This window comes from Thioclava sp. FR2 (genome assembly GCF_051200875.1).
Lineage (GTDB): Bacteria > Pseudomonadota > Alphaproteobacteria > Rhodobacterales > Rhodobacteraceae > Pseudotabrizicola.
The window spans coordinates 3,062,190-3,083,225 of record NZ_CP195191.1; the positions used below are offsets into that span (position 1 = coordinate 3,062,190).

Here is a 21,036-nt window from a genome sequence, read left to right on the forward strand (position 1 = left end):
TGCAAATGCGTTATACCCTGTTGATCACTCTCCTGGCCCTCGCCGCATGTGGCGCTGACGGAGCCCCCGAAACGCCGGGCGCCACCATTTCAGGTGACGCCCAAGTCGGGGTCGTGATCGAAAACTAAGACTCTCCGTTACAAGGTCAGGATCGTCTGGCCCGTCGTCTGACGGGCCTCCAGCGCCCGATGTGCCTCGGCCACCTGCTCCAGCGGGAAGCGCTGGTCGATCCTGATCTTCACCGCCCCGCTTTCCACCTTGTCGAACAATTCGCGCGCCATCTGCTGGCAGGTCGCATGGTCGGCGATATGGGTGAACAGGGTCTGCCGCGTGACCTTCAGCGACCCCTTTGCCGCCAAAATCCCCAGATCAAAGGGCGGCACCTTGCCACTGGCATTGCCAAAGGAAATCATCATCCCGAACGGCTTGATGCAGTCCAGCGATCCGTCAAAGGTGTCTTTGCCCACCGAATCCATCACCACATCCACGCCCTTGCCGCCGGTGATCTCTTTCACGCGGGCCACGAAATCCTCGGTCCGATAGTTGATCACATGCGCCGCACCATGTTCCTTGGCCAAAGCGCATTTCTCATCCGACCCGGCGGTGCCGATCAGGGTGATGCCTTCTGACTTTGCCCATTGGCAGGCGATCAGGCCAACGCCGCCTGCGGCGGCATGGAACAGCACTGTGTCGCCCTTCTTGATCGGGGTGGTGCGGCGGAACAGGTATTGCACCGTCAGACCCTTCAGCATCATGGCCGCGCCTTCGTCGAAGGAAATCGCGTCGGGCAGGGGGCAAACCTGCGCGGCGGGCATCACCCGCGCTTCGCAATAGGCCCCGGGCGGGGTCGCGGCATAGGCCACGCGGTCGCCTGCCTTGATATGGGTAACGCCTTCGCCGACGGCCTCAACCACGCCGCTCGCCTCCATGCCAAGCGCGACGGGCAGGGTCATCGGGTAAAGTCCCGTCCGCTGATACACGTCGATAAAGTTCAGACCACAGGCGCGATGCGCGATGCGCACCTGCCCCGGCCCCGGTTCGCCGACCGGGCGATCAACCAGTTTCAACTGCTCTGGCCCGCCATGGGCCTCGATGATGATGGTGCGTGCCATGATACTCTCTCCCTTTTGGCCTGATCCTATGGCGCGCTGCGGCGATTTCCAGCCCTGAACGCCAGCACGCTTTGAAATCATGCAGCGCCTTGGCTAATGCCGCGCCAGACTGTATCAGGGCGAAAATCTGCTTCCGGGGGGCACTCGCATGGACCATTTCCTTCACAAGGGCGGCATTCTTCACGCCGAGGGCGTGGCCATTTCCGATATCGCCGCGCAGGTGGGCACGCCCTTCTACTGCTATTCGGCGGCAACGCTGACTCGCCACTTCACTCTTTTTTCCGAGGCGCTTTCCCCGCTGCCCCACCTTGTCTGCTTTGCGATCAAATCGCTGTCCAATGTGGCTGTCCTGAAGCTTTTGGGTGATCTGGGCGCCGGCATGGATGTGGTTTCGGGCGGGGAATATCTGCGGGCCAAGGCCGCGGGCGTGCCGGGCGACCGCATCGTGTTTTCTGGCGTCGGCAAAACGCGCGAAGAAATGCGGCTCGCACTGACCGGCGGCATCCGCCAGTTTAATGTCGAAAGCGAACCGGAACTGCGGGCGCTGTCCGAAGTCGCGACCGCGCTTGGCGTCACCGCCCCCATCGCGCTGCGTGTGAACCCGGATGTCGATGCCAAGACGCATGAGAAAATCGCCACCGGCAAATCGGAAAACAAATTCGGTGTCCCCATCGCCAAGGCCCGCACTGTCTATGCCGAAGCGGCCAGCCTTCCGGGCATTGATGTGGTGGGCGTCGATGTGCATATCGGCAGCCAGTTGACCGACCTTGCCCCGTTTGAGGCCGCCTTCACCAAGGTCCGCGAACTGACGCTGCAATTGCGCGCCGATGGCCACAATATCCGCCGTCTCGACCTTGGTGGTGGCTTGGGCATTCCCTACACCCGCTCGAACGAGGCCCCGCCGCTGCCCACCGATTACGGTGCGATGATCCAGCGCGTGCTGGGCGATTTGGGGTGCGAGATCGAGATTGAACCCGGCCGCCTGATCTCGGGCAATTCGGGCATCCTCGTCTCCAAGGTGATCTATGTGAAAAACGGCGAAGGCCGCGATTTCCTGATCCTTGATGCGGCGATGAACGATCTGGTGCGCCCGTCGATGTATGGCGCGCATCACGATATCATCCCGGTCATCGAAGGTGCGCCGGGCGATCCGACCCAACCCTTTGATGTCGTGGGTCCGGTCTGCGAAACCGGCGATACCTTTGCCAAGGGCCGTGACCTGCCCTTGGTGGCCGAAGGTGATCTGGTGGCCTTCCGCAGCGCCGGGGCCTATGGCGCAGTGATGGCCAGCGAATACAACACCCGCCCCCTGATCCCGGAAGTTCTGGTGAAAGGGGATCACTTCGCTGTCATTCGCGCACGTCCCACCTTTGACGAAATCCTTTCCCGCGATACCATCCCCGAATGGCTGTGACGTACCGTCTGGCCAATTGAAAGGCTGGCATGGCGCTCACTGATCCCTCGCAGGCGCTTGAACGCATCCGCATCCCGCTGCTTCTGACGCAGGCGGGCCTTTGGGCCGAGCGTCTGACGCGGGCCTTCTGGCCCCTGTCCAGCCTGATCATGGCCCTTTTCGCGGCCCTCGCCTTCGGTCTGCAAGACCACCTCTCGTTCAACCTACTCTGGATCGTTGGCCTTGCCACCATCGCGGCCCTTGCCGCGGCCCTTTTCCTTGGCCTCAGCCGGTTTCGCAAACCCACAAGGGCCGAGGCGATGGTCCGCCTTGATTCGCGCCTGCCCGGTCGCCCTCTGGCCGCGCTGGCCGACCAACAGGTGATCGGCACCGGCGATCCGGCCTCGCTGGCCGTCTGGCGGGCGCATTTGCAGCGCATGGCTGACCGCGCCGCACAGGCCCGCGCCGTCGAACCCGATCTGCGTCTTTCCTCGCGTGATCCTTTCGCGCTCCGCTACGTCGCGCTGACCGCCTTTGTCATGGCACTCCTTTTCGGCTCGCTCTGGCGCGTCGCCTCGGTTTCTGCCCTTGCCCCCGGGGGCGCCAATACCCTTGCCGCCGGTCCCACATGGGAAGGCTGGGCGCAGCCGCCCGCCTATACCGGCAAACCCACCTTCTACCTCAACGACATCACCGCCGAGTCCGTGGACCTGCCCGTTGGCACCCGCTTCCAGTTCCGTCTGTATGGCGAGGTCGGCGCGCTTACCCTCACGGAAACCGTCTCTGGCACCACGCCCGCGCCGAACGATCCGCCAACTGTCGCGCATGACTTCACCCTCACCACCTCTGGCACGGTCAGCATCGACGGCCCCGGTGGCCGCAATTGGCAATTCATCGCCACCCCCGATGCCCTGCCCACCATCACCGCCAGCGGCAGTTTGGGGCGCGAGGCCGATGGACGTTTCCGCCAGCCCTATTCAGCCACGGATGATTACGGCGTTGTCGCGGGCCATGTCACCATCACGCTGGACCTTGCCGCCATCGACCGCCGCTATGGCCTGACGGTCGATCCCGAACCGCAGGAACCCGTGGTTCTTGATCTGCCCATGCCCGTCTCGGGCAATCGCGCCGATTTCACCGAGACGCTGATCGACGATCTGTCGAAACACGTCTTCGCCAATCTGCCCGTCACGCTTGTTTTCGCGGCCAGCGATGCCGCAGGCCAAGAGGGCCTGTCCCAACCCCATTCCATCACCCTTCCGGGCCGCCGCTTCTTTGACCCGCTGGCCGCCTCTATCATCGAGTTGCGCCGCGATCTTCTCTGGTCCCGTGTGAACGCCCCGCGCAGTGCGCAAATCCTGAAAGCCATCACCTATCGGCCCGAAGAATTCATCCGCAACGAACGCGCCTATCTGCGTCTGCGGGTGGTGATCCGCCAACTTGATTCCGTCGCCGAAACCATGACGGTCTCGCTGCGCGATGAAATTGCCGATGAGCTTTGGGAAATCGCCCTTTTGGTGGAAGAAGGCGATCTCGCCAGCGCCTTTGAACGCCTGCAACGTGCCCAAGACCGTCTGGATGAGGCGATCCGCAACGGGGCCAGCCCAGAAGAGATTGAAGAACTGATGCAGGAAATGCGTCAGGCGCTGAACGATTACATGCGCGAATTGGCCGAAGAGGCGCAGCGCAACCCCGACAGCCAGATGTCCCAGAATATGGAAGGCATGCAGATGTCGGGCGACCAGCTTCAGCAGATGCTGGATGAATTGCAAAAGCTGATGGAAGAAGGCCGCATGGCCGAGGCGCAAGAGCTGATGGAAATGCTGCGTCAGCTCATGGAAAACATGCAGGTGACCCAAGGCCAAGGCGGTCAGGGCCAAGGTCAGGGCAATCAGGCCATGCGCGATCTGGGCGAAACCCTGCGGGATCAGCAAGACCTTTCTGACGATGCCTATCGCGACATGCAGGAAGGCCAGCAAGGGCAGGGTCAGCCGAATGGCGATGACCTTTCCCAGCGTCAGGGCGAATTGCGCGACCGTCTGGGCGAACTGGGGCAGGGTCAGCTTCCGGGCGATGGCTCAGAGCAAGGTGAGGCCGCGCGCCGCGAACTGGATCGAGCAGGCCGCGCCATGCGCGAGGCCGAAGAGGCCCTGCGCGACGGCGATCTTCCCGGTGCGCTGGACCGTCAGGCCGAGGCGATCGAGGCCCTGCGCGAAGGCATGCGGAACATGGGCGAAGCCTTGGCCGAAGAACAGCGCCAGCCGGGGGACAATCAGCAGGGCCAGAATCAGGGCGGCACAGACCCGAACAGCCAGCGTGATCCGCTAGGCCGCGAGCCGGGGGATTCGGCCCGCATCGGGTCTGACCGCAACATGCTTCAGGGCGAAGATGTTTACCGTCGCGCCGAAGAACTTCTGGACGAAATCCGCCGCCGCACCGGCGACCAGTCCCGGCCCGAGACCGAGCGCGACTACCTCAAGCGTCTGCTCGACATGTTCTAAGGAAAAGGCCCGTCCGACTGCCGGAGCGGGCCTTTTCATTGGCGCAGATCGTGTTGCGGGACTGTGCCCACGGAAAGCACACGGGAAAACTACGGAAAAACCACGGTTTCAACACCGTGGTTTTTTGCGTTTTCAATGGGTCAGCGGATGCGCTTTTCCGTCTTGGCGTCAAACGCCATGACATGCGCGGGGTCAAAACTGATCCCCACCTTCTCGCCCATCTTAACCCTTGGGTCTTCGCGCGATTCGATGATCAGCTTTTCGCCCGAAGGCGCGGTGACATGGATATAGCTCACCCCACCAAGCGCCTCGGTCACTTCCACCGTATGGGTGTCACCTGCGGCCAGCGTCAGGTGCTGTGGCCGCAGCCCAAGGATCACTTCGCTGCCTGCGCCCGGCAGCTTTGCCGAAACCGTGACAGTGCCGCCAACCCCTTGGCAGAAAACGCCATTTTCCTCAACCTTGCCCGCCATGAAGTTCATCGACGGGCTGCCGATAAAGCCCGCGACGAACTTGTTGTCGGGGTCGTGGTACAGGTCCAGCGGCGCACCCACCTGCTCCACGCGACCAGCGCGCAGCACCACGATCTTGTCGGCCAAGGTCATGGCCTCAACCTGATCATGCGTGACGTAAATCATCGTCGCGCCAATCTCGCGGTGCAGACGGGCGATTTCCACCCGCATCTCCACCCGCAATTCGGCATCAAGGTTCGACAGCGGTTCGTCGAACAGAAAAACCTCCGGCCCCCGAACAATCGCCCGCCCAATCGCCACCCGTTGTCTTTGGCCCCCGGAAAGCGCCTTGGGCTTTCGGCTAAGGTATTCATCCAGCTTAAGAATTCGGCTGGCTTCCTTGACCTTTGCGTCGATTTCCGCCTTTGGGTGGCCGGTCATTTTCAGACCAAAGCCCATGTTTTCGGCCACCGTCATATGCGGATACAGCGCATAGGTCTGGAACACCATCGCCACCCCACGCTCGGCCGGATCGGCCTTGGTGACATCGCGCGACCCGATGCTGATCTTGCCGTCACTGGTTTCCTCCAGCCCCGCAACCATCCGCAAAAGCGTGGATTTCCCGCATCCGGAAGGCCCGACAAACACGCAAAACTCGCCGTCCTTGATGTCCAGATCGACCCCATGGATTACCTGCACATCGCCATAGCGTTTAACGACCCGGTTTAGCGTCACACCTGTCATGTCTTCCTCCCTTGGCCAATCGGCCCTTATCTGGTCTCGGGAAAGCGCCAGCTTTCCGCATCGGCGGCGATATGTGCCGCTATGTCCTTGATTTTGTCTGATTGTTCTTCCAGCGCCGTCAGGCTGGCGCGCGATGTGGTCGAGGTGACAGAGATTGCGCCCAAGACCCTTCCGGCCTTTGTCAGGATCGGCACTGCACAACAAATAATGCCCGGTTCATGCTCTTCCCGGTCAAAGGCGTGACCGCGTTTTCGGATCTCGACAAGCTCGGCCCGCAAGGCTTCAGGGCTTGCAAGCGTGTGCGGGGTATGGCGGAAAAAGCTTTGGCGGGCGATGGCGGCCGCCAACTGATCTTCGGGCAAAAAGGCCAGCATCGCCTTGCCAACACCCGTACAATAGGCCGGCCCCACTTTCCCCGCCTGCGCGAACATGTCGACGGGCTTGGTCGCATTGCGTTTGTCCACATACAGAACCTGCCCGGAATCAAGCTGGGCAAGGTGAACCGTCTCGCCCGTCGTTTTGGCCAGCGAATCAATCCAAGGTCGCGCAATCGGCGCCAGAGATGACTGTGCCCAAGCCGAATGGGCCAACCGAACCAGCCGCATTCCAGGCGTGTATGTCCCGGTATCGGGGTCCAGTTGCAGCATCCCCTGATGGGTCAGGGTTTGCAGAAATCTGTAAAGCGTAGCCTTGGGATAGGGTGATTTTTCCAGCAATTCCGAGAACCGGACAGGGCGGCCGTGAATGGCGACCATGTCCAGAACGTCAAGCGCCTTGCCAACCGTCCCATCGCCTTGTCCCTCTGCCGCCACAATCGTCCTCCCGACACTGCGCTGTTGACAGCCATAACAATAGCGGACATAGTTTTCAATATTCAAGACTAAGTTTCACATAATGGAACCAAACGGGAGGAAACCATGGTCCATACAAAGAAAGGGGCAGCTGTCCTCGTCGCAGCGCTTTTGCTGTCGACCGCAGCGTCCGCGGAACAGCGCGTTCTGAAGTACAACGCCGACTACGATCCAATTCCGCTGGCCGCGATGGAAGCGCTGATTGCTGACTTCGAAGCCGCAAACCCCGATATCGACGTTCAGCTGAACAATTTCGATCACGAAGGCTACAAGACCGCGATCCGCAACTTCCTGACCGCGGACGCACCTGATCTGGCGAACTGGTATGCCGGGAACCGGATGGCTCCCTTTGTCGCCGCTGGTCAGTTCATGGACGTGACCGATGTCTGGGAAGCCAATGGCCTGAACGATGCCTTGGGTTCGGCTGCTGCTTCGATGACCATCGACGGCAAAAAGTGGGGCGTCCCCTACACCTACTATCAGTGGGGCATCTACTATAACCGCGACGCTTACAAAGCGGCTGGCGTTGATCTGCCGGGCGAAGGTGGCGTGACCTGGGATCAGTTCGTTGCGAACTGCGAAAAGTTCAAAGCCGCTGGCATCGACTGCCTAACCACCGGTACAAAGGCTCTGTGGCCTGGGGCAGGCATCTTCGACTACATGTCGCTGCGCACCAATGGCTATGAATGGCACATGGACCTGACCGCCGGTAAGGTGGAATGGACCAGCGAAGAAACCCGCAAGGTCTTTGCAGAATGGGCCAAGGTTCAGCCCTACATCACCGCCAACCACGCGGCGATCGACTGGCAGGACGCTGCAGCGCTTCTGGTTCAGGGCAAGGCCGCCCACTACGTCATGGGTAACTTCGCCGTTGGCGTCTTCAAAGAAGGCGGCATGACCAACGACAACCTCGGCTTCATGGTCTTCCCGGAAATCACCGCCGGCCTGCCGCGCGCCGAAGAAGCCCCGACCGACACCATCCACATTCCGGCTGGTGCCAAGAACGTTGACGATGCGAAGAAATTCCTCGCCTTCGTGGCCTCGGCGGATGCCCAGACCAAGCTGAACGCCGCCATCGGCCAGCTGCCCACCAACAAGAACTCGACCGTTGCCGCCGATGACCCGTTCATCTCGGCAGGTTTCGCCAGCCTGTCGAACGCCTATGCGCTGGCCCAGTTCTTCGACCGTGACGCACCTGCTGAAATGGCAAAGGCTGGTATGGAAGGCTTCCAGGAATTCATGGTCAAGCCGGAAAACCTGGATGCGATCCTCGAGCGTCTCGAGAAAGCACGTCAGAAGATCTACAAGTGATCTGACATCTGCCGGTGCGGCACCCTCCCGTCGCCCCGGCTCTTTTGCCCCGCGAGCGCCCGTCGCAGGTGCCGCGGGGCTTTAGCTCCGACCTTCCGCAAAGCCCACAGAAGGATTGCGCCATGTCCTCAGCGTGGAAAGCCCATCAGAGACGACTTGCCCCTTGGCTGTTTCTGGCCCCCGGCATTCTGATGTTCCTGATCTATGTGATCATCCCGATCTTCCAATCCATGTGGATCAGCTTTTACGACTGGGATGGTTTGGGCGAAGCGCAGTGGATTGGCACGGAAAACTATGTCGAGCTGATCGACGATGATGCCTTCTACACCTCGTTGAAGAACAACGTCCTTTGGCTTGTGCTTTACATGCTGTCGGTTCCGGCGGGCCTTTTCATCGCCATTTTCCTGAACCAGACCATCTGGGGCATGCGGCTTTATAAGTCCTTGTTCTTCTTCCCCTTCGTGATCAGCCAAGTCGTGGTCGGCCTGATCTTTTCTTGGTTCTACGCCCCCGGTTTCGGCCTGCTTTACGGCATCATCGAAAGCCTCACGGGCACCGGAGTCGCTATTCTGGCCGATGACCGCTATGTGACCTATGGCATTATTGCCGCGGGGCTTTGGCCGCAGATCGCCTATGTGATGATCCTTTACCTGACGGGTCTGAACAACGTTGCCCCCGATCAGGTTGAGGCCGCGCGTCTGGACGGCGCCAAGGGCTGGAAAATGCTATGGTACGTTATCCTGCCACAACTGCGCCCCGCGACTTTTATCGCAGTCGTCGTCACTGTGATCGGCGCGCTTCGCAGCTTTGACCTTGTCTCGGTCATGACAGATGGCGGGCCGTTTGGGTCGTCCCGCGTTCTGTCTTTCTACATGTATGAACAAGCTTTGTCGGAATACGGTTACCGCATGGGCTATGGTGCCGCGATTGCCGTCGTTCTCTTCGCCATCATGATGGTCTTCATCTCGGGCTTCATCTGGAAGATGTGGCGCGACGAAACGGAGCGTTAAGCCATGTTCCCCCGTCCCGTTGAACAACTCTCCCCCGCGATGCAGATGGCCTACAAACTGGCTGTGCCCGTCGCGCTTTTCCTGTGGCTCTTGCCGCTTCTGGGGGTTGCGGTCACCTCGGTTCGTCCGGCCTCTGACCTTGCGCAGGGCAACTATTTCGGCATGCCCTCGGCTATCGCGTTCGAGAACTATGCCTTGGTGTTCCAGAACACGCCGATGTTGAAATACATCCTGAACTCGTTCTGGGTGACGATCCCCACGGTGATCGGCGCGGTGGCGCTGTCCTGCCTGACAGGCTTTGCCTTGGCCATCTACCGCTTCCCGTCAAACCTGATCATCTTCTTCATGTTCGTCGCGGGCAACTTTGTGCCCTTCCAGATCCTGATGGTTCCGGTTCGTGACCTGACGCTGCAACTGGGCATGTACAACACATGGTATGGGCTGGCTCTGTTCCATATCGCCTTCCAGTCCGGCTTCTGCACGCTCTTCATGCGCAACTTCATCAAATCGCTGCCCTTCGAGTTGATCGAAGCCGCGCGGGTGGAAGGCGTCGCCGAATGGCGTATCTTCTGGTACATCGTCATTCCGCTGATGCGCCCGGCCATCGCCGCGCTGTCTGTTCTAGTCTTCACCTTCATCTGGAACGATTTCTTCTGGGCCACGGTCCTGACCAACAGCCCCGAAACCCAGCCAGTGACCGCGGGCCTGTCATCCTTGAACGGGCAGTGGATCGCGCAGTGGCATCTCGTCTCGGCGGGCTCCATCCTTGCCGCCCTTCCCCCTGTTGCGATGTTCTTCCTGATGCAAAAACACTTCATTGCGGGTCTGACCCTTGGGGCCGTGAAATGAGCCGATCCTGGCGTTTCGATACCCCGACCCAAACGCTGACCTTGCATTCCGATGGTGGCGTTCCGCGCGTCACCTATTGGGGGCCGTCCTTGCCCAAGGGCGAAGACCTTGCCCAGTTGGCGCGTCTGGCCACATCCGACGTGACCGGGGGCATGATCGACCGCTTGCCCGACCTGACGCTTTGCCCCTTGGCGCGCGACAGCTTTCCCGGCCAACCCGGTCTGATCGCCTATCGGGGCGGCGAAATGCTGCACCCCGACTTGCGCCTCTTTGCAGCGGATGATCACCACATCACCGTGCGGGACGACTCCTTGGGGATCGGGCTTCTGTTCAGCTTCACCACCGATGGAGACATCATCTCCGCCCGCACGGTGCTAGAGACGGATGAGCCGATCACGCTGCACTGGCTGTCCGCCCCGGTGATCCCCGGCCCGCAATCCGGCGATATCCTCGATTTCTCGGGCCGTTGGATTGGTGAATTTCAACCCGTCCGCAGCGCATGGACACCGGGCCTGCGCCTGCGTGAGGCGACGGGCGGGCGTTCGGGCCATGAACACCCGCCCTTCGCGCTTTTCCCCGAGGCAGGGGCCACGAACGGCCAAGGCAGCGTTTCGGCCATGCATTACGCTTGGCCCGGCGGGCACCGGATGCAGGCCGAAGAATTGCCCGATGGCCGTCGTCAGATCCAATGGGGCCATGCTGCGGGCACCCAAGGCACAGGCACAAGGTTTGAAACCGCCGATCTGCTGCTCACCCGGTCGAATGCCGGCCTGAACGGCTGCGCCACCGCGTTTCAACGCCACATCCGCGACCGCGTGGTCACTTGGCCAAACCCCACCCGCCCGCGCCCGGTGCATTACAATTGCTGGGAGGCGGTCTATTTCGACCACGACCTTGCTACGCTGAAAGACATCGCCACCCGCGCCGCCGCCCTTGGGGCGGAACGCTTTGTTCTAGATGACGGCTGGTTCGGGCGGCGCGATGACGACACCTCCTCGCTTGGCGATTGGGTGATCGACCGGACCAAATGGCCCAACGGTTTTACCCCGCTGATCGACCACATCAACAGCCTTGGTATGACCTTCGGCCTGTGGTTCGAACCCGAAATGGTCAACCGCAACAGCGACTTGGCCCGCGCCCATCCCGACTGGATTCTGGGGCCGGAAAATCAGGTCGAAGGCCGCCAGCAGCGCGTTCTGAACATGGCGCTTCCGCAGGTGCGCGACCATCTGTTCAGCCAGATCAGTGCGATCCTCTCCACCCATGACATCGACTATATCAAGTGGGACCATAACCGCCTGCTGCCGATTGCCGACGCCACGCAGGCTCATGGCACCTTGGACCTGATGGCACGGCTGCGGCAGGCGCATCCCTCGGTCGAAATCGAAAGCTGCGCCTCGGGCGGGGGTCGGATTGATGCGGGTATCCTGCGCCACACCCACCGTGTCTGGCTTTCCGACAGCAATGACGCGCTGGAACGCTTGCGCATCCAGCACGGCGCCGCCCTGTTCCTGCCCGCCGCCATCACCGGCAGCCATGTCGGCCCCCGTCACTGCCACACCTCGGGTCGGGTCATCGACATTCGAATCCGGGCATGGGTCGCCGCACAGCGCCATATGGGCTTTGAAATGGACCCCCGCGAATTGACCGAGGAAGAGGCCGAAGTGCTGACCCGCGTCACCGCGTGGTGGAAAGCAAACCGCGACTGGACCATGACCGCAGACATCCTGCGGCTCGACAGCGAAGACCCGGCCATCATCGCCGAAATGCAGCTGGCCCAAGACGGCAGCCGCTTTGTCGCTTTTGCCGGACGTGCCGCCACGTCGGGCCAAATTCTGCCGCGCCCCCTGCGGTTGACGGGGCTTGATCCCAACGCCCTCTACCGCATCCGTCTGGTCAATGTCGAAGACGCGCATCGCCTCTCACGCGGGAAACCCGCCTTGAAGAACGGCCCACAAGAAGCTAGCGGAGCATGGCTCATGCATCATGGTTTGACCCTGCCGTGGAGCTTTCCGCAAACCATGTGGGTTGTCGAAGGAGAACGCCTGTGACCATGCCCATCCGCCCCGACTGGATCGCCGTTGACTGGGGCACCAGCAACTTACGGGTTTGGGCCATGGGGCCAGAGGCGATCCTGGCCGAGGCAGCCTCAGACGAGGGCATGGGGGGGCTACAGTCCTCGGAATTCGAAGCAGCCCTTCTGCGCCTGATTTCCCCTTGGCTGGGCGACAGACCAGTGCCCGTCATCGCCTGCGGCATGGTCGGCAGCCGTCAAGGCTGGCACGAGGCCCCCTATCGCACCGTGCCCTGTGCTCCGGTTGACGCCAGTGGCCTTGTCTCGGTACCAACCCGCGACCCCCGCATTCAGGTCAGGATCGCACCGGGCCTGAAACAGATCTCGCCCGCCGATGTGATGCGCGGCGAAGAAACCCAGATCGCCGGGGCCTTGGCCCTGACCCCGAATTTTGACGGTGTCCTGTGCCTGCCCGGAACCCATTCCAAATGGGCCCATGTTAGCGCGGGCGAGGTGGTCAGTTTTCAGACATTCATGACGGGAGAGATGTTCGCCCTGATGTCCGAACAATCCGTTCTGCGTCACGGGATGCAGGGCGGCGGTTGGGACGATGCCGCCTTCGACCAAGGCGTGGCCGAGGCCCTGTCGCGGCCAGAACGTCTGGGGGCAAAGCTGTTTTCCCTGCGGGCCGAGGGGCTGATCGCCGAACTTGACGCAACGGCAGCACGGTCTCGGCTGTCGGGCCTTTTGATTGGAGTGGAACTTGCGGCCTCGAAACCCTATTGGTTGGGGCAGTCCGTCGCGCTGATTGGCGCGGAAAAGTTGTCGCGTGCCTATGCCCGTGCGCTTGCCGCCCAAGGCGTGACCGCCCGCATCTTGCCGGGCAGTGAATGTACCCTTGCCGGGTTGGCCAGCCTTGCCCGCCAAACAGAGAAGACCGTATGAGCCACCGCAATCTGATCGCCATTCTTCGTGGGATCACCCCACCCGATGCCATTCCCGTCGCCCGCGCCCTTGTCGACGCCGGGATCACCCGGATCGAGGTGCCGCTGAACTCTCCGCAGCCCATGACCTCGATCGTGGCAATGGTCGATAAACTGGGGGCACTGGCGCAGATCGGGGCGGGGACAGTGTTGACGCCAGATCAGGTGCAGGATGTGAAGGATGCGGGTGGCCGCCTGATCGTTTCCCCCAATTGCGACCCCGAGGTGATCCGCTTCACCAAAAAGCTGGGCATGCAAAGCTGGCCCGGCGTGATGACACCGTCCGAATGCTTCGCCGCGCTAAAGGCTGGGGCTGACGGATTGAAACTTTTCCCTGGCTCTCTGATCGGCCCCGACGGGCTGAAAGCCATTCGCGCCGTGTTGCCCAAGGGGACAAAGGTCTTTGCTGTCGGCGGGGCAGGTCCGGCCAACTTTGCCCAATGGGTTGATGCGGGTGCAGATGGCTTTGGCATTGGCACTGCGCTTTACACCCCCGGCCTTTCCGCGGACGAAGTGGCCGAGAAAGCTGCAAAGATCGTAGCCGCCTATGACGAGGTTCTGGGATGATCTTTGATGACCGCCCCTGTGACCTTGGTGAAGGCCCGCTCTGGCATCCCGGTCGCGCCCAGCTTTTCTGGTTCGATATCCTCGGTCGACGTCTGATGACCCGCATGGGCGATGAACAGCAGGAATGGCGTTTCCCCGAAATCGTCAGCGCCGCAGGTTGGGTCAGCCAGAACGAACTCTTGGTCGCCAGCGAAACGCGCCTCTTCCGCTTTCACCTTGAAACAGGCGCTTCTGAGACTGTCACTGCGCTCGACGCCGACAACCCCACGACCCGATCCAACGATGGCCGCGCCGATCCGCAAGGCGGCTTCTGGATTGGCACGATGGGCAAGAATGCCGAATCCGGGGCAGGGGCGATCTGGCGCTTTTATCGCGGCACGCTCCGCAAACTCTTCGACAAGATCACCATTTCAAACTCCATCTGCTTTCCGCCCGATGGCCGCACCGCCCAGTTTTCCGACACCGTCACAGGCCGCGTCATGCGCGTGGCGCTGGATACCGACGGCTGGCCAAAAGGCGAACCAGAGGTCTTTCTTGACCTCTCGGCCGAAGGCCTGAACCCGGATGGCGCGGTGGTCGACGCCAACGGCCTGACATGGCTTGCCGAATGGGGCTCTGCCCGCGTCTCGGCCTATGGTCGCGATGGCCGCCGTGTCCACCACGTCGCGTTCGATGCCCCCCATACCTCGTGCCCCGCCTTTGGGGGCGACACGCTTTACTGCACCACCGCCCTGCAAGGCATGGATACCGCCGCGCGCGCGGCCTTCCCCCATGCTGGCAAAACCTTCATGGCCAAGGGCGTGGCCAAAGGCCAAACCGAACATCAGGTGATCTTGTGAAACGCACGCTTGGCGTCTGCTACTACCCCGAACATTGGCCAGAACAGCAGTGGGAGGAAGACGCCGCCCGCATGGCCGCCCTTGGCCTGACATGGGTCCGCATCGGCGAATTCGCATGGGCACGGATGGAACCCACTCCCGGCACATGGGACTGGGATTGGCTTGACCGCGCCATCGCCACCTTGGGCCGCCACGGCCTGAAAGTCGTCCTTGGCACCCCAACCGCTACGCCCCCCCGCTGGATGATCGACCGCCACCCCGACATGCTGGCCGTTGACCGCGATGGCCGCACCCGCGGTTTCGGCTCCCGCCGCCATTACGATTTCGCCCACCCCGGCTACCGGACAGAGTGCGCCCGCATCGTCACAGCCATGGCCGAACGCTACGGACAAAACCCCCATGTCGCCGCGTGGCAAACCGATAACGAATATGCCTGCCATGACACGGTGCTTTCCTACTCCCCGGTTGCCCTGACCGCCTTCCGCAATTGGCTCGCGCAGAAGTACCAATCCCCTCAGGCCCTGAACCGCGCTTGGGGCAATGTCTTCTGGTCGATGGATTACGCCAGCTTTGACGAGGTGGGCCTCCCGAACCTCACGGTGACCGAGGCGAACCCCAGCCACTGGATGGACTACCGCCGCTTTGCCAGCGACATGGTGGTGGAATTCAACCGCATCCAGACCGACATCATCCGCAAGTATTCAATGGCCCCTATCGCCCATAACTACATGGGCCAGATCACCGATTTCGACCATTTCAAGGTCGGCGCCGATCTGGATATCGCCTCATGGGATGCCTATCCCTTGGGCTTCCTGTCAGACCGCCTGACCGCGGATGCCGATCACAAGCGCCGCTTCGTCCGCCAAGGCGATCCCGATTTTCAGGCCTTCCACCATGACCTCTACCGCGCTGTTGGCCGGGGCCGCTGGTGGATCATGGAACAACAGCCCGGCCCCGTGAACTGGGCGCCTTACAACCCCGATCCGCTGCCCGGCATGGCCCGCCTCTGGGCGTGGGAGGCCTTCGCCCATGGGGCCGAGGCCGTCTGCTATTTCCGTTGGCGTCAGGCCCCCTTTGCACAAGAACAGATGCATGCGGGCCTCTTGCGCCCTGACAGCGCCCCCGCCCCCGCTTTCCACGAGGCGGAAAAGGTCGCCCGTGAACTGGCCGAAATGCCAAACCAAGACTCAGCAAAGGCCCCGGTCGCACTGGTCTTTGATTACGAATCCGCCTGGGCCTGGCAGGTCCAGCCGCAGGGCCGCGATTTCGACTATTTCCGGCTGGCCTTCCACTTCTACCGCGGCCTCCGCCGTCTGGGCCAGAATGTCGATATCCTGCCGCCCGACACCACTGACCTCTCGGCCTACAGCCTCGTCCTCGCCCCCGGCGTGGCAACCCTCTCGCCCGAACTTCTGACAGCCCTTGCCGCGCATCAGGGCCACAGCCTGATCGGCCCCCGCACCAACGCCAAAACCGCCGATTTCGCCACTCCCGTGCCGCTTCCCCCCGATTTGCCGGGGCTCTCCGCAACTGTGGCCCGCGTCGAAAGCCTGCCGCCCGATGTGCCGGTTCCTCTCCAGAACGGCGGCCAATTCCTGCACTGGCGCGAAAAGCTGGAAACCTCCGCCTCTGTCGTCGAAAGCTCGGATGACGGCTGGCCTGCCCTCGTCACAAATGGCCGCCTCTCCTACCTCGCAGGCTGGCCCGATGACGCCACACTCGACCGCCTCCTGACCGACGCGCTCACCCGGGCAGACCTCCCCATCGACCCGCTGCCCGAGGGCCTGCGCCGCCGCGATAGCGCCACGCACCGCTTCTGGTTCAACTACAACCCCGTTCCCGTCGAATGGGCCGGAACCACCATCCCCCCTGCGGGCGTCCACTGGCAAAAGCTCTGAAGGCTGACGTCGGCCCTACCATTTTCTGTCCTTAAATATCCCGGGGGTCAGCGGTTTGGCCCAAGGGGCCAAGCCGCGAAAGGGGGCAGCGCCCCCTTGCCCTGTCCAACAGTCGGTCACCCGAAACATGTGCCTGTGGAGGCGCCAAATTGGCCAAAATCCCCGACTTTCGTGGGCGCGTCTTCGCCATTCCCCTGCCAGATGGCACGTTCAGCTTTGCCAAGGCCTTGATCTTCCCCGAAGTCGTGTTCTTCGATGCCCGCATTCCAGTGCCAGAAATGCCGCCCGATCCCTTTGCTTTGGGCGATCCGCTGTTTCGCATCTGGGTTGACAAATCCGCACAATCTGGTCGGACCTCGTGGCAAAAATTGGGGGAAATGGCGCTCACCCCAAAGGAACAGACCGGCACGACCTATTTCAAGAAAGATGCGCTGAACGGTAACCACTACCTCTATCGCGACGGCGCATTTGTCCTTTCCACGCGGCAAGACTGCGTCGGTCTTGAACGCGCCGCCGTTTGGTCGCGGGGGCAAGTCGAGTCCCGTCTGTCTGATCACTTCTCGGGTCGGCAAAACATCTGGGTCAACTCTTTAACCCCTTGATCGTAGCCCATAGGGCTTGGGCAGATCGCAGGTCAGTCTTCAGCCCGCTCCTTTCACAGAAACGCCCGTCCGGCGTAGGTCGGGGCTTGCCTCGACTCTGCCAGATCTCGCCCAGCCCGATAGCGCGCAACCCGGCCAGAAAACCCTCGTGCGATCCTCAATCCTTAAGAAACTCTAAAATCAAGGGGCTAACTCACTGATTTCACGAATAGAAAAAAACGTCCACGACGGGGACGCTCCTTGCGTCCCTCACGCCCCGACCGAAAGCCCAGCCTCACCGGCCATCAGGAAACAGAACCCGTTCGGCCCAAGGGTCAACCGTCCGCCCTCAAGATGCGCGGCATGACGGGGGCCATCCAATGCGCCCTCGGCCGCTATCGAAACCGGGCGCGGGGACAGGTTGAACAGGCAGGCCAACTCCTCCCCCCGGAAGAACCCCAGCACCGGATCAGGCAAATCCACGAACCGCGTCCGACCCAGCCGCAAGGCCGGTGTGGCCCGCCGATAGGCCAGCATCTCGCGGTAAAACTCCAGCACCGACCCCGCCACCCCGGCTTGATCCCCAACATTGCGCTTCAACTGCGGCGCCTTCACTGGCAGCCAAGGCGTCCCGGTCGTGAACCCACCCTGCTCTGACGCATCCCAAACCATCGGCGTCCGGCACCCATCCCGCCCCTTGTAATCGGGCCAGAACCGAATGCCCGGCGGGTCGGTCAATTCGTGGAATTCGATCTCGGTTTCAAGCTGCCCCAGCTCCTCACCCTGATAGAGACAGATCGACCCCTCGAAACTAAGCAGCATCGCGCAGGCCAGCTTTGCGACTGCCCCCTCGGCCCCATGTCCCTCCCACCGCGTCGCATGGCGGATCACGTCATGATTGGAAAAGGCCCACATCGGCCAGCCATCCGGCGCACCCTGAAAGAAGCCTTCAATCTTCTCGCGGAAATGCGCGGGCGTGAACTCCGGCCCCAGCATGTCAAAACTATAGGCCATATGCAGCCGTCCCGGCCGCGTATACTCCGCCATGATCTGCACGTTGCGATAGGGCGCGTCGCCCACCTCGCCCACCATGGTGCGGCCCTCATATTCGTCCAGCAGCGCCCGCATCCGCTCTAGCCAACCGATATTCTCGGGCCGCGATTTCGAGAATTCATGGTCCTGCAATTCATAAGGGTTCACCGGCGGGCGGTTGTCCTTGGGCACCAATGGTCCGTTCGAGCGCAATTGGTCATCGTGGAAATAGTAGTTCACCGTATCCAGCCGAAACCCATCCACCCCCCGCTCCAACCAGAAGCGCAGCACCGACAGCGCCCAATCCTGCACTGCCGGGTTGTGGAAATTCAGGTCCGGCTGGCTTGGCAAGAAGTTGTGCAGATAATACTGCCGCCGCCGGCTGTCCCATTCCCAGGCACTGCCGCCAAAAACCGACAGCCAGTTGTTCGGCGGGCTGCCATCGGCTTTCGCATCGGCCCAGACATACCAATCCGCCTTTTCTGCGTCTCGCGCCAAACGGCTGTTTTGAAAGAACGGATGCTGGTCAGACGAATGTGAAATCACCTGATCAATGATTACCTTCAGCCCCAACTCATGTGCCCGGGCCACCAGCGCGTCAAAATCCGCAAGCGACCCGAACAAGGGGTCAATGTCGGTGTAATCCGAAACGTCATAGCCCATATCCGCCATCGGGCTCTTGAAGATCGGCGAAAGCCAGATCGCCTCCACCCCCAAATCCGCCAGATAGGGCAGACGGGCCGTGATCCCTTGCAGGTCACCGATTCCATCGCCATCCGAATCCTGAAACGACCGGGGATAGACCTGATAGGTCACTGAACCACGCCACCATTCGCCCATTTTCGCCCCCAAAAGTACTTTCAGATATCCAAACCGTTTTGAGACGGAACAACAAGCCGCATTTCAGACAGGTTGCCGCGCCACCGCATGCCACGGTATACGGAACACATGCGATTGACTCTGAGCGAAATTTACGACCAGCGGATCGAGGCGGGAACATTGCGTTCCGACCCGGCCCAGCATGCTGTCCTGCCCAAGCTTGAAGAATTGCGGCTTTGGCTCGAAACCCATTCCACGCGCCGCACCGGGCTTTTCGCGGGTCTCTTCGCAAAACCGATCCAGCCGCCAAAGGGGCTTTATCTTTGGGGCGGGGTTGGGCGCGGCAAATCCATGCTGATGGACCTCTTCACCGACGCCACCCAGATCACCCAGAAACGCCGGGTACATTTCCATGCCTTCATGCAGGAAATCCACAAATCCATTCATGCTGCCCGAAAACGCGGTGTCGAAGACCCCATCATTCCGGTGGCCGAGGCGGTGTCGAAAGACCTGCGGCTCTTGGCCTTCGATGAAATCCAGATCACCGACATCACCGATGCGATGATCGTGGGCCGCCTGTTCGAGCGGCTTTTTGCGGCCGGGGTTGTCATCGTCACCACCTCCAACCGGGTTCCTGAAGAGCTTTACAAGAATGGGCTGAACCGTCAGCTTTTTCTGCCTTTCATCGACCTTATCCGCGAAAAGCTGAATGTGGTCGAACTCGAAAGCCCGAACGATTATCGCCAGCATCGCCTGCAAGGGGCGAAGGTCTATTTCCACCCCGCCGGGCAGGTGCGAGGGGAAATTGCGGCGATCTGGGAAGATCTGACAGGGGCTTCAAAGGGCCAGCCGCTCCGCCTGCCCGTCAATGGGCGAGAGGTCGAACTGCCGCAATATGCAAACGGGGTTGGGCGTGCCAGCTTCTGGGAACTCTGCGCCCGCCCGCTTGGCCCGGGTGATTATCTCGCCATCGCCGATGCAGTTCGCGTCCTGATCCTCGAAGACATCCCAACCCTTTCGGCCTCGAATTACAATGAGGCGAAACGCTTCGTTACCCTGATTGATGCGCTTTACGAGGCAAAGGTGCGGCTGATCTGCTCAGCCGCGGATGAACCGGAACGGCTGTATCTCGAAGGCACCGGCGCTTTTGAATTCGAACGCACAGCCAGCCGCTTGCGCGAAATGCAGGCCGCCGACTGGGGCAAGTCCTGACCTGCCTTTTGGCCTTTATCTTGGTCCAAATATCCCGGGGGGAGCGGTTTGGCCTTGGCCAAAACGCGTAGGGGGGCAGCGCCCCCAGATCCGGTTCCGGCTCAGCCCCAGACCTGCCACAAAAGGCGCGCGGCCATCGCGGTTGAGGTTGCAACCAGCAAGGGCTTGATCAGACGCGCCCCGATCCGCATCGCCAGTTTAGCGCCGACATAGGCCCCCGCAATTTGTGCCAAGGCCATGCACAAGCCGACGATCCACCAGGTCGCGCCGGAAAAGACAAAGACCAGCAGCGACCCGAAGTTTGACGCGAAATTCAACAGCTTGGTATGGGCCGTGGCCTTCAGGACCCCATAGCCCGCCAGCATGACAAAGCCCAGCATGAAGAAACTGCCGGTTCCGGGGCCAAAAAATCCGTCATAGGCCGCAATCAGCGGCACGGCGGTAAAGGTGAACAGGGCAGGGGTCATGCGCTGAACGCGGTCTTCGTCTGACAGTCCCGGTTTCAGGGCGAAAAACAGCGCCACGGCGACCAGAATGATCGGCATGATCAGGCGCAAAACCTCGGCCGGGATCAGATGCGCAACCATTGCCCCCGCTGCTCCGGCCGCGCCGGAAACCAGTGCCATCCGCGCCTGTGATCGCAGATCAACCTTGCCAGCCCGCGCATATGACAGCGCCGCCGTGGCAGAGCCAAAAGTGCCTTGCAGCTTGTTCGTGGCCAAGGCTTCGACGGGCGAGGCGCCTGCCAGCAACAGGGCAGGGACAGTAATCAACCCGCCGCCCCCGGCAATGGCATCAACAAAGCCCGCCAGAAAACCCGCAAAGACAAGAAGGAGGGCAAGATCGGCTGCAACTTCGAACATGGTCA

Annotated in this window: 18 protein-coding genes; 13 read left to right on the top strand and 5 right to left on the bottom strand. The window is 61.5% G+C overall.

Translation table 11 applies throughout. The annotated features are described in order from the left end of the window. Positions 1-5 precede the first annotated feature (5 nt). Entirely contained in the window at positions 6-128 is a 123-nt protein-coding gene (locus tag ACSBLW_RS14685; RefSeq protein WP_435257351.1) for a hypothetical protein, read from the top strand. 9 nt (positions 129-137) lie between these two features. Here ACSBLW_RS14685 and ACSBLW_RS14690 read toward each other — a convergent pair whose 3' ends face one another. Further along, positions 138-1,112: a quinone oxidoreductase family protein gene (locus ACSBLW_RS14690; protein ID WP_435257352.1), complete on the bottom strand. Its 975-nt coding sequence runs from the start codon at positions 1,110-1,112 to the stop codon at positions 138-140. Positions 1,113-1,260: 148 nt separating this feature from the next. On the opposite strand from ACSBLW_RS14690, the gene lysA reads away from it, so the two are divergent. Together lysA and ACSBLW_RS14700 are read left to right on the top strand one after the other, a co-directional pair. After that, positions 1,261-2,526 (top strand): diaminopimelate decarboxylase, encoded by a 1,266-nt coding sequence (gene lysA / locus ACSBLW_RS14695; protein ID WP_435257353.1) that lies wholly within the window; start codon positions 1,261-1,263, stop codon positions 2,524-2,526. A gap of 29 nt (positions 2,527-2,555) precedes the next feature. Continuing rightward, positions 2,556-5,006: a DUF4175 domain-containing protein gene (locus ACSBLW_RS14700; RefSeq protein WP_435257354.1), complete on the top strand. Its 2,451-nt coding sequence runs from the start codon at positions 2,556-2,558 to the stop codon at positions 5,004-5,006. Positions 5,007-5,146: 140 nt separating this feature from the next. Here the strand turns inward: ACSBLW_RS14700 and ACSBLW_RS14705 are convergent, their stop codons facing one another. Beyond that, positions 5,147-6,202, bottom strand: a complete 1,056-nt coding sequence (locus ACSBLW_RS14705) for an ABC transporter ATP-binding protein (RefSeq protein WP_435257355.1) — start codon at positions 6,200-6,202, stop codon at positions 5,147-5,149. Positions 6,203-6,228: 26 nt separating this feature from the next. After that, a complete protein-coding gene (locus ACSBLW_RS14710; RefSeq protein WP_435260123.1) occupies positions 6,229-6,957 on the bottom strand; it encodes an IclR family transcriptional regulator in 729 nt (242 codons plus the stop codon). Positions 6,958-7,119: 162 nt separating this feature from the next. On the opposite strand from ACSBLW_RS14710, the gene ACSBLW_RS14715 reads away from it, so the two are divergent. From ACSBLW_RS14715 to ACSBLW_RS14755, 9 genes are all read left to right on the top strand, one after another. Next, positions 7,120-8,364, top strand: a complete 1,245-nt coding sequence (locus ACSBLW_RS14715; RefSeq protein WP_435257356.1) for an ABC transporter substrate-binding protein — start codon at positions 7,120-7,122, stop codon at positions 8,362-8,364. 122 nt (positions 8,365-8,486) lie between these two features. Next, a complete protein-coding gene (locus ACSBLW_RS14720) occupies positions 8,487-9,374 on the top strand; it encodes a carbohydrate ABC transporter permease (protein ID WP_435257357.1) in 888 nt (295 codons plus the stop codon). 3 nt (positions 9,375-9,377) lie between these two features. Then, entirely contained in the window at positions 9,378-10,223 is an 846-nt protein-coding gene (locus ACSBLW_RS14725; RefSeq protein WP_435257358.1) for a carbohydrate ABC transporter permease, read from the top strand. Next, positions 10,220-12,274, top strand: a complete 2,055-nt coding sequence (locus tag ACSBLW_RS14730; protein WP_435257359.1) for an alpha-galactosidase — start codon at positions 10,220-10,222, stop codon at positions 12,272-12,274. The genes ACSBLW_RS14725 and ACSBLW_RS14730 overlap by 4 nt, the downstream gene beginning before the upstream one ends. A gap of 2 nt (positions 12,275-12,276) precedes the next feature. Next, on the top strand, positions 12,277-13,182 hold the full coding sequence (locus ACSBLW_RS14735; RefSeq protein ID WP_435260124.1) for a 2-dehydro-3-deoxygalactonokinase: 906 nt from the start codon (positions 12,277-12,279) through the stop codon (positions 13,180-13,182). Beyond that, positions 13,179-13,787, top strand: a complete 609-nt coding sequence (locus tag ACSBLW_RS14740) for a 2-dehydro-3-deoxy-6-phosphogalactonate aldolase (protein ID WP_435257360.1) — start codon at positions 13,179-13,181, stop codon at positions 13,785-13,787. The genes ACSBLW_RS14735 and ACSBLW_RS14740 overlap by 4 nt, the downstream gene beginning before the upstream one ends. Continuing rightward, positions 13,784-14,626 carry an SMP-30/gluconolactonase/LRE family protein gene (locus ACSBLW_RS14745; protein WP_435257361.1) on the top strand — a complete coding sequence of 281 codons (843 nt, stop codon included), beginning with the start codon at positions 13,784-13,786 and terminating at the stop codon, positions 14,624-14,626. The genes ACSBLW_RS14740 and ACSBLW_RS14745 overlap by 4 nt, the downstream gene beginning before the upstream one ends. Continuing rightward, positions 14,623-16,524: a beta-galactosidase gene (locus tag ACSBLW_RS14750; RefSeq protein WP_435257362.1), complete on the top strand. Its 1,902-nt coding sequence runs from the start codon at positions 14,623-14,625 to the stop codon at positions 16,522-16,524. The genes ACSBLW_RS14745 and ACSBLW_RS14750 overlap by 4 nt, the downstream gene beginning before the upstream one ends. A 149-nt stretch (positions 16,525-16,673) precedes the next feature. Next, positions 16,674-17,126, top strand: a complete 453-nt coding sequence (locus ACSBLW_RS14755) for an Imm26 family immunity protein (protein WP_435257363.1) — start codon at positions 16,674-16,676, stop codon at positions 17,124-17,126. Between the two features lie 249 nt (positions 17,127-17,375). On the opposite strand, the gene ACSBLW_RS14760 is transcribed toward ACSBLW_RS14755, so the two are convergent. Next, complete coding sequence (locus tag ACSBLW_RS14760) at positions 17,376-18,977, bottom strand: alpha-glucosidase (RefSeq protein ID WP_435257364.1); 1,602 nt, start codon at positions 18,975-18,977, stop codon at positions 17,376-17,378. Between the two features lie 108 nt (positions 18,978-19,085). On the opposite strand from ACSBLW_RS14760, the gene zapE reads away from it, so the two are divergent. Further along, positions 19,086-20,168: a cell division protein ZapE gene (zapE, locus tag ACSBLW_RS14765; RefSeq protein ID WP_435260125.1), complete on the top strand. Its 1,083-nt coding sequence runs from the start codon at positions 19,086-19,088 to the stop codon at positions 20,166-20,168. Between the two features lie 101 nt (positions 20,169-20,269). On the opposite strand, the gene ACSBLW_RS14770 is transcribed toward zapE, so the two are convergent. Next, the gene (locus ACSBLW_RS14770; RefSeq protein ID WP_435257365.1) at positions 20,270-21,031 is read right to left on the bottom strand and encodes a TSUP family transporter; all 762 of its coding nucleotides are present in this window, start codon (positions 21,029-21,031) and stop codon (positions 20,270-20,272) included. Positions 21,032-21,036 lie beyond the last annotated feature (5 nt).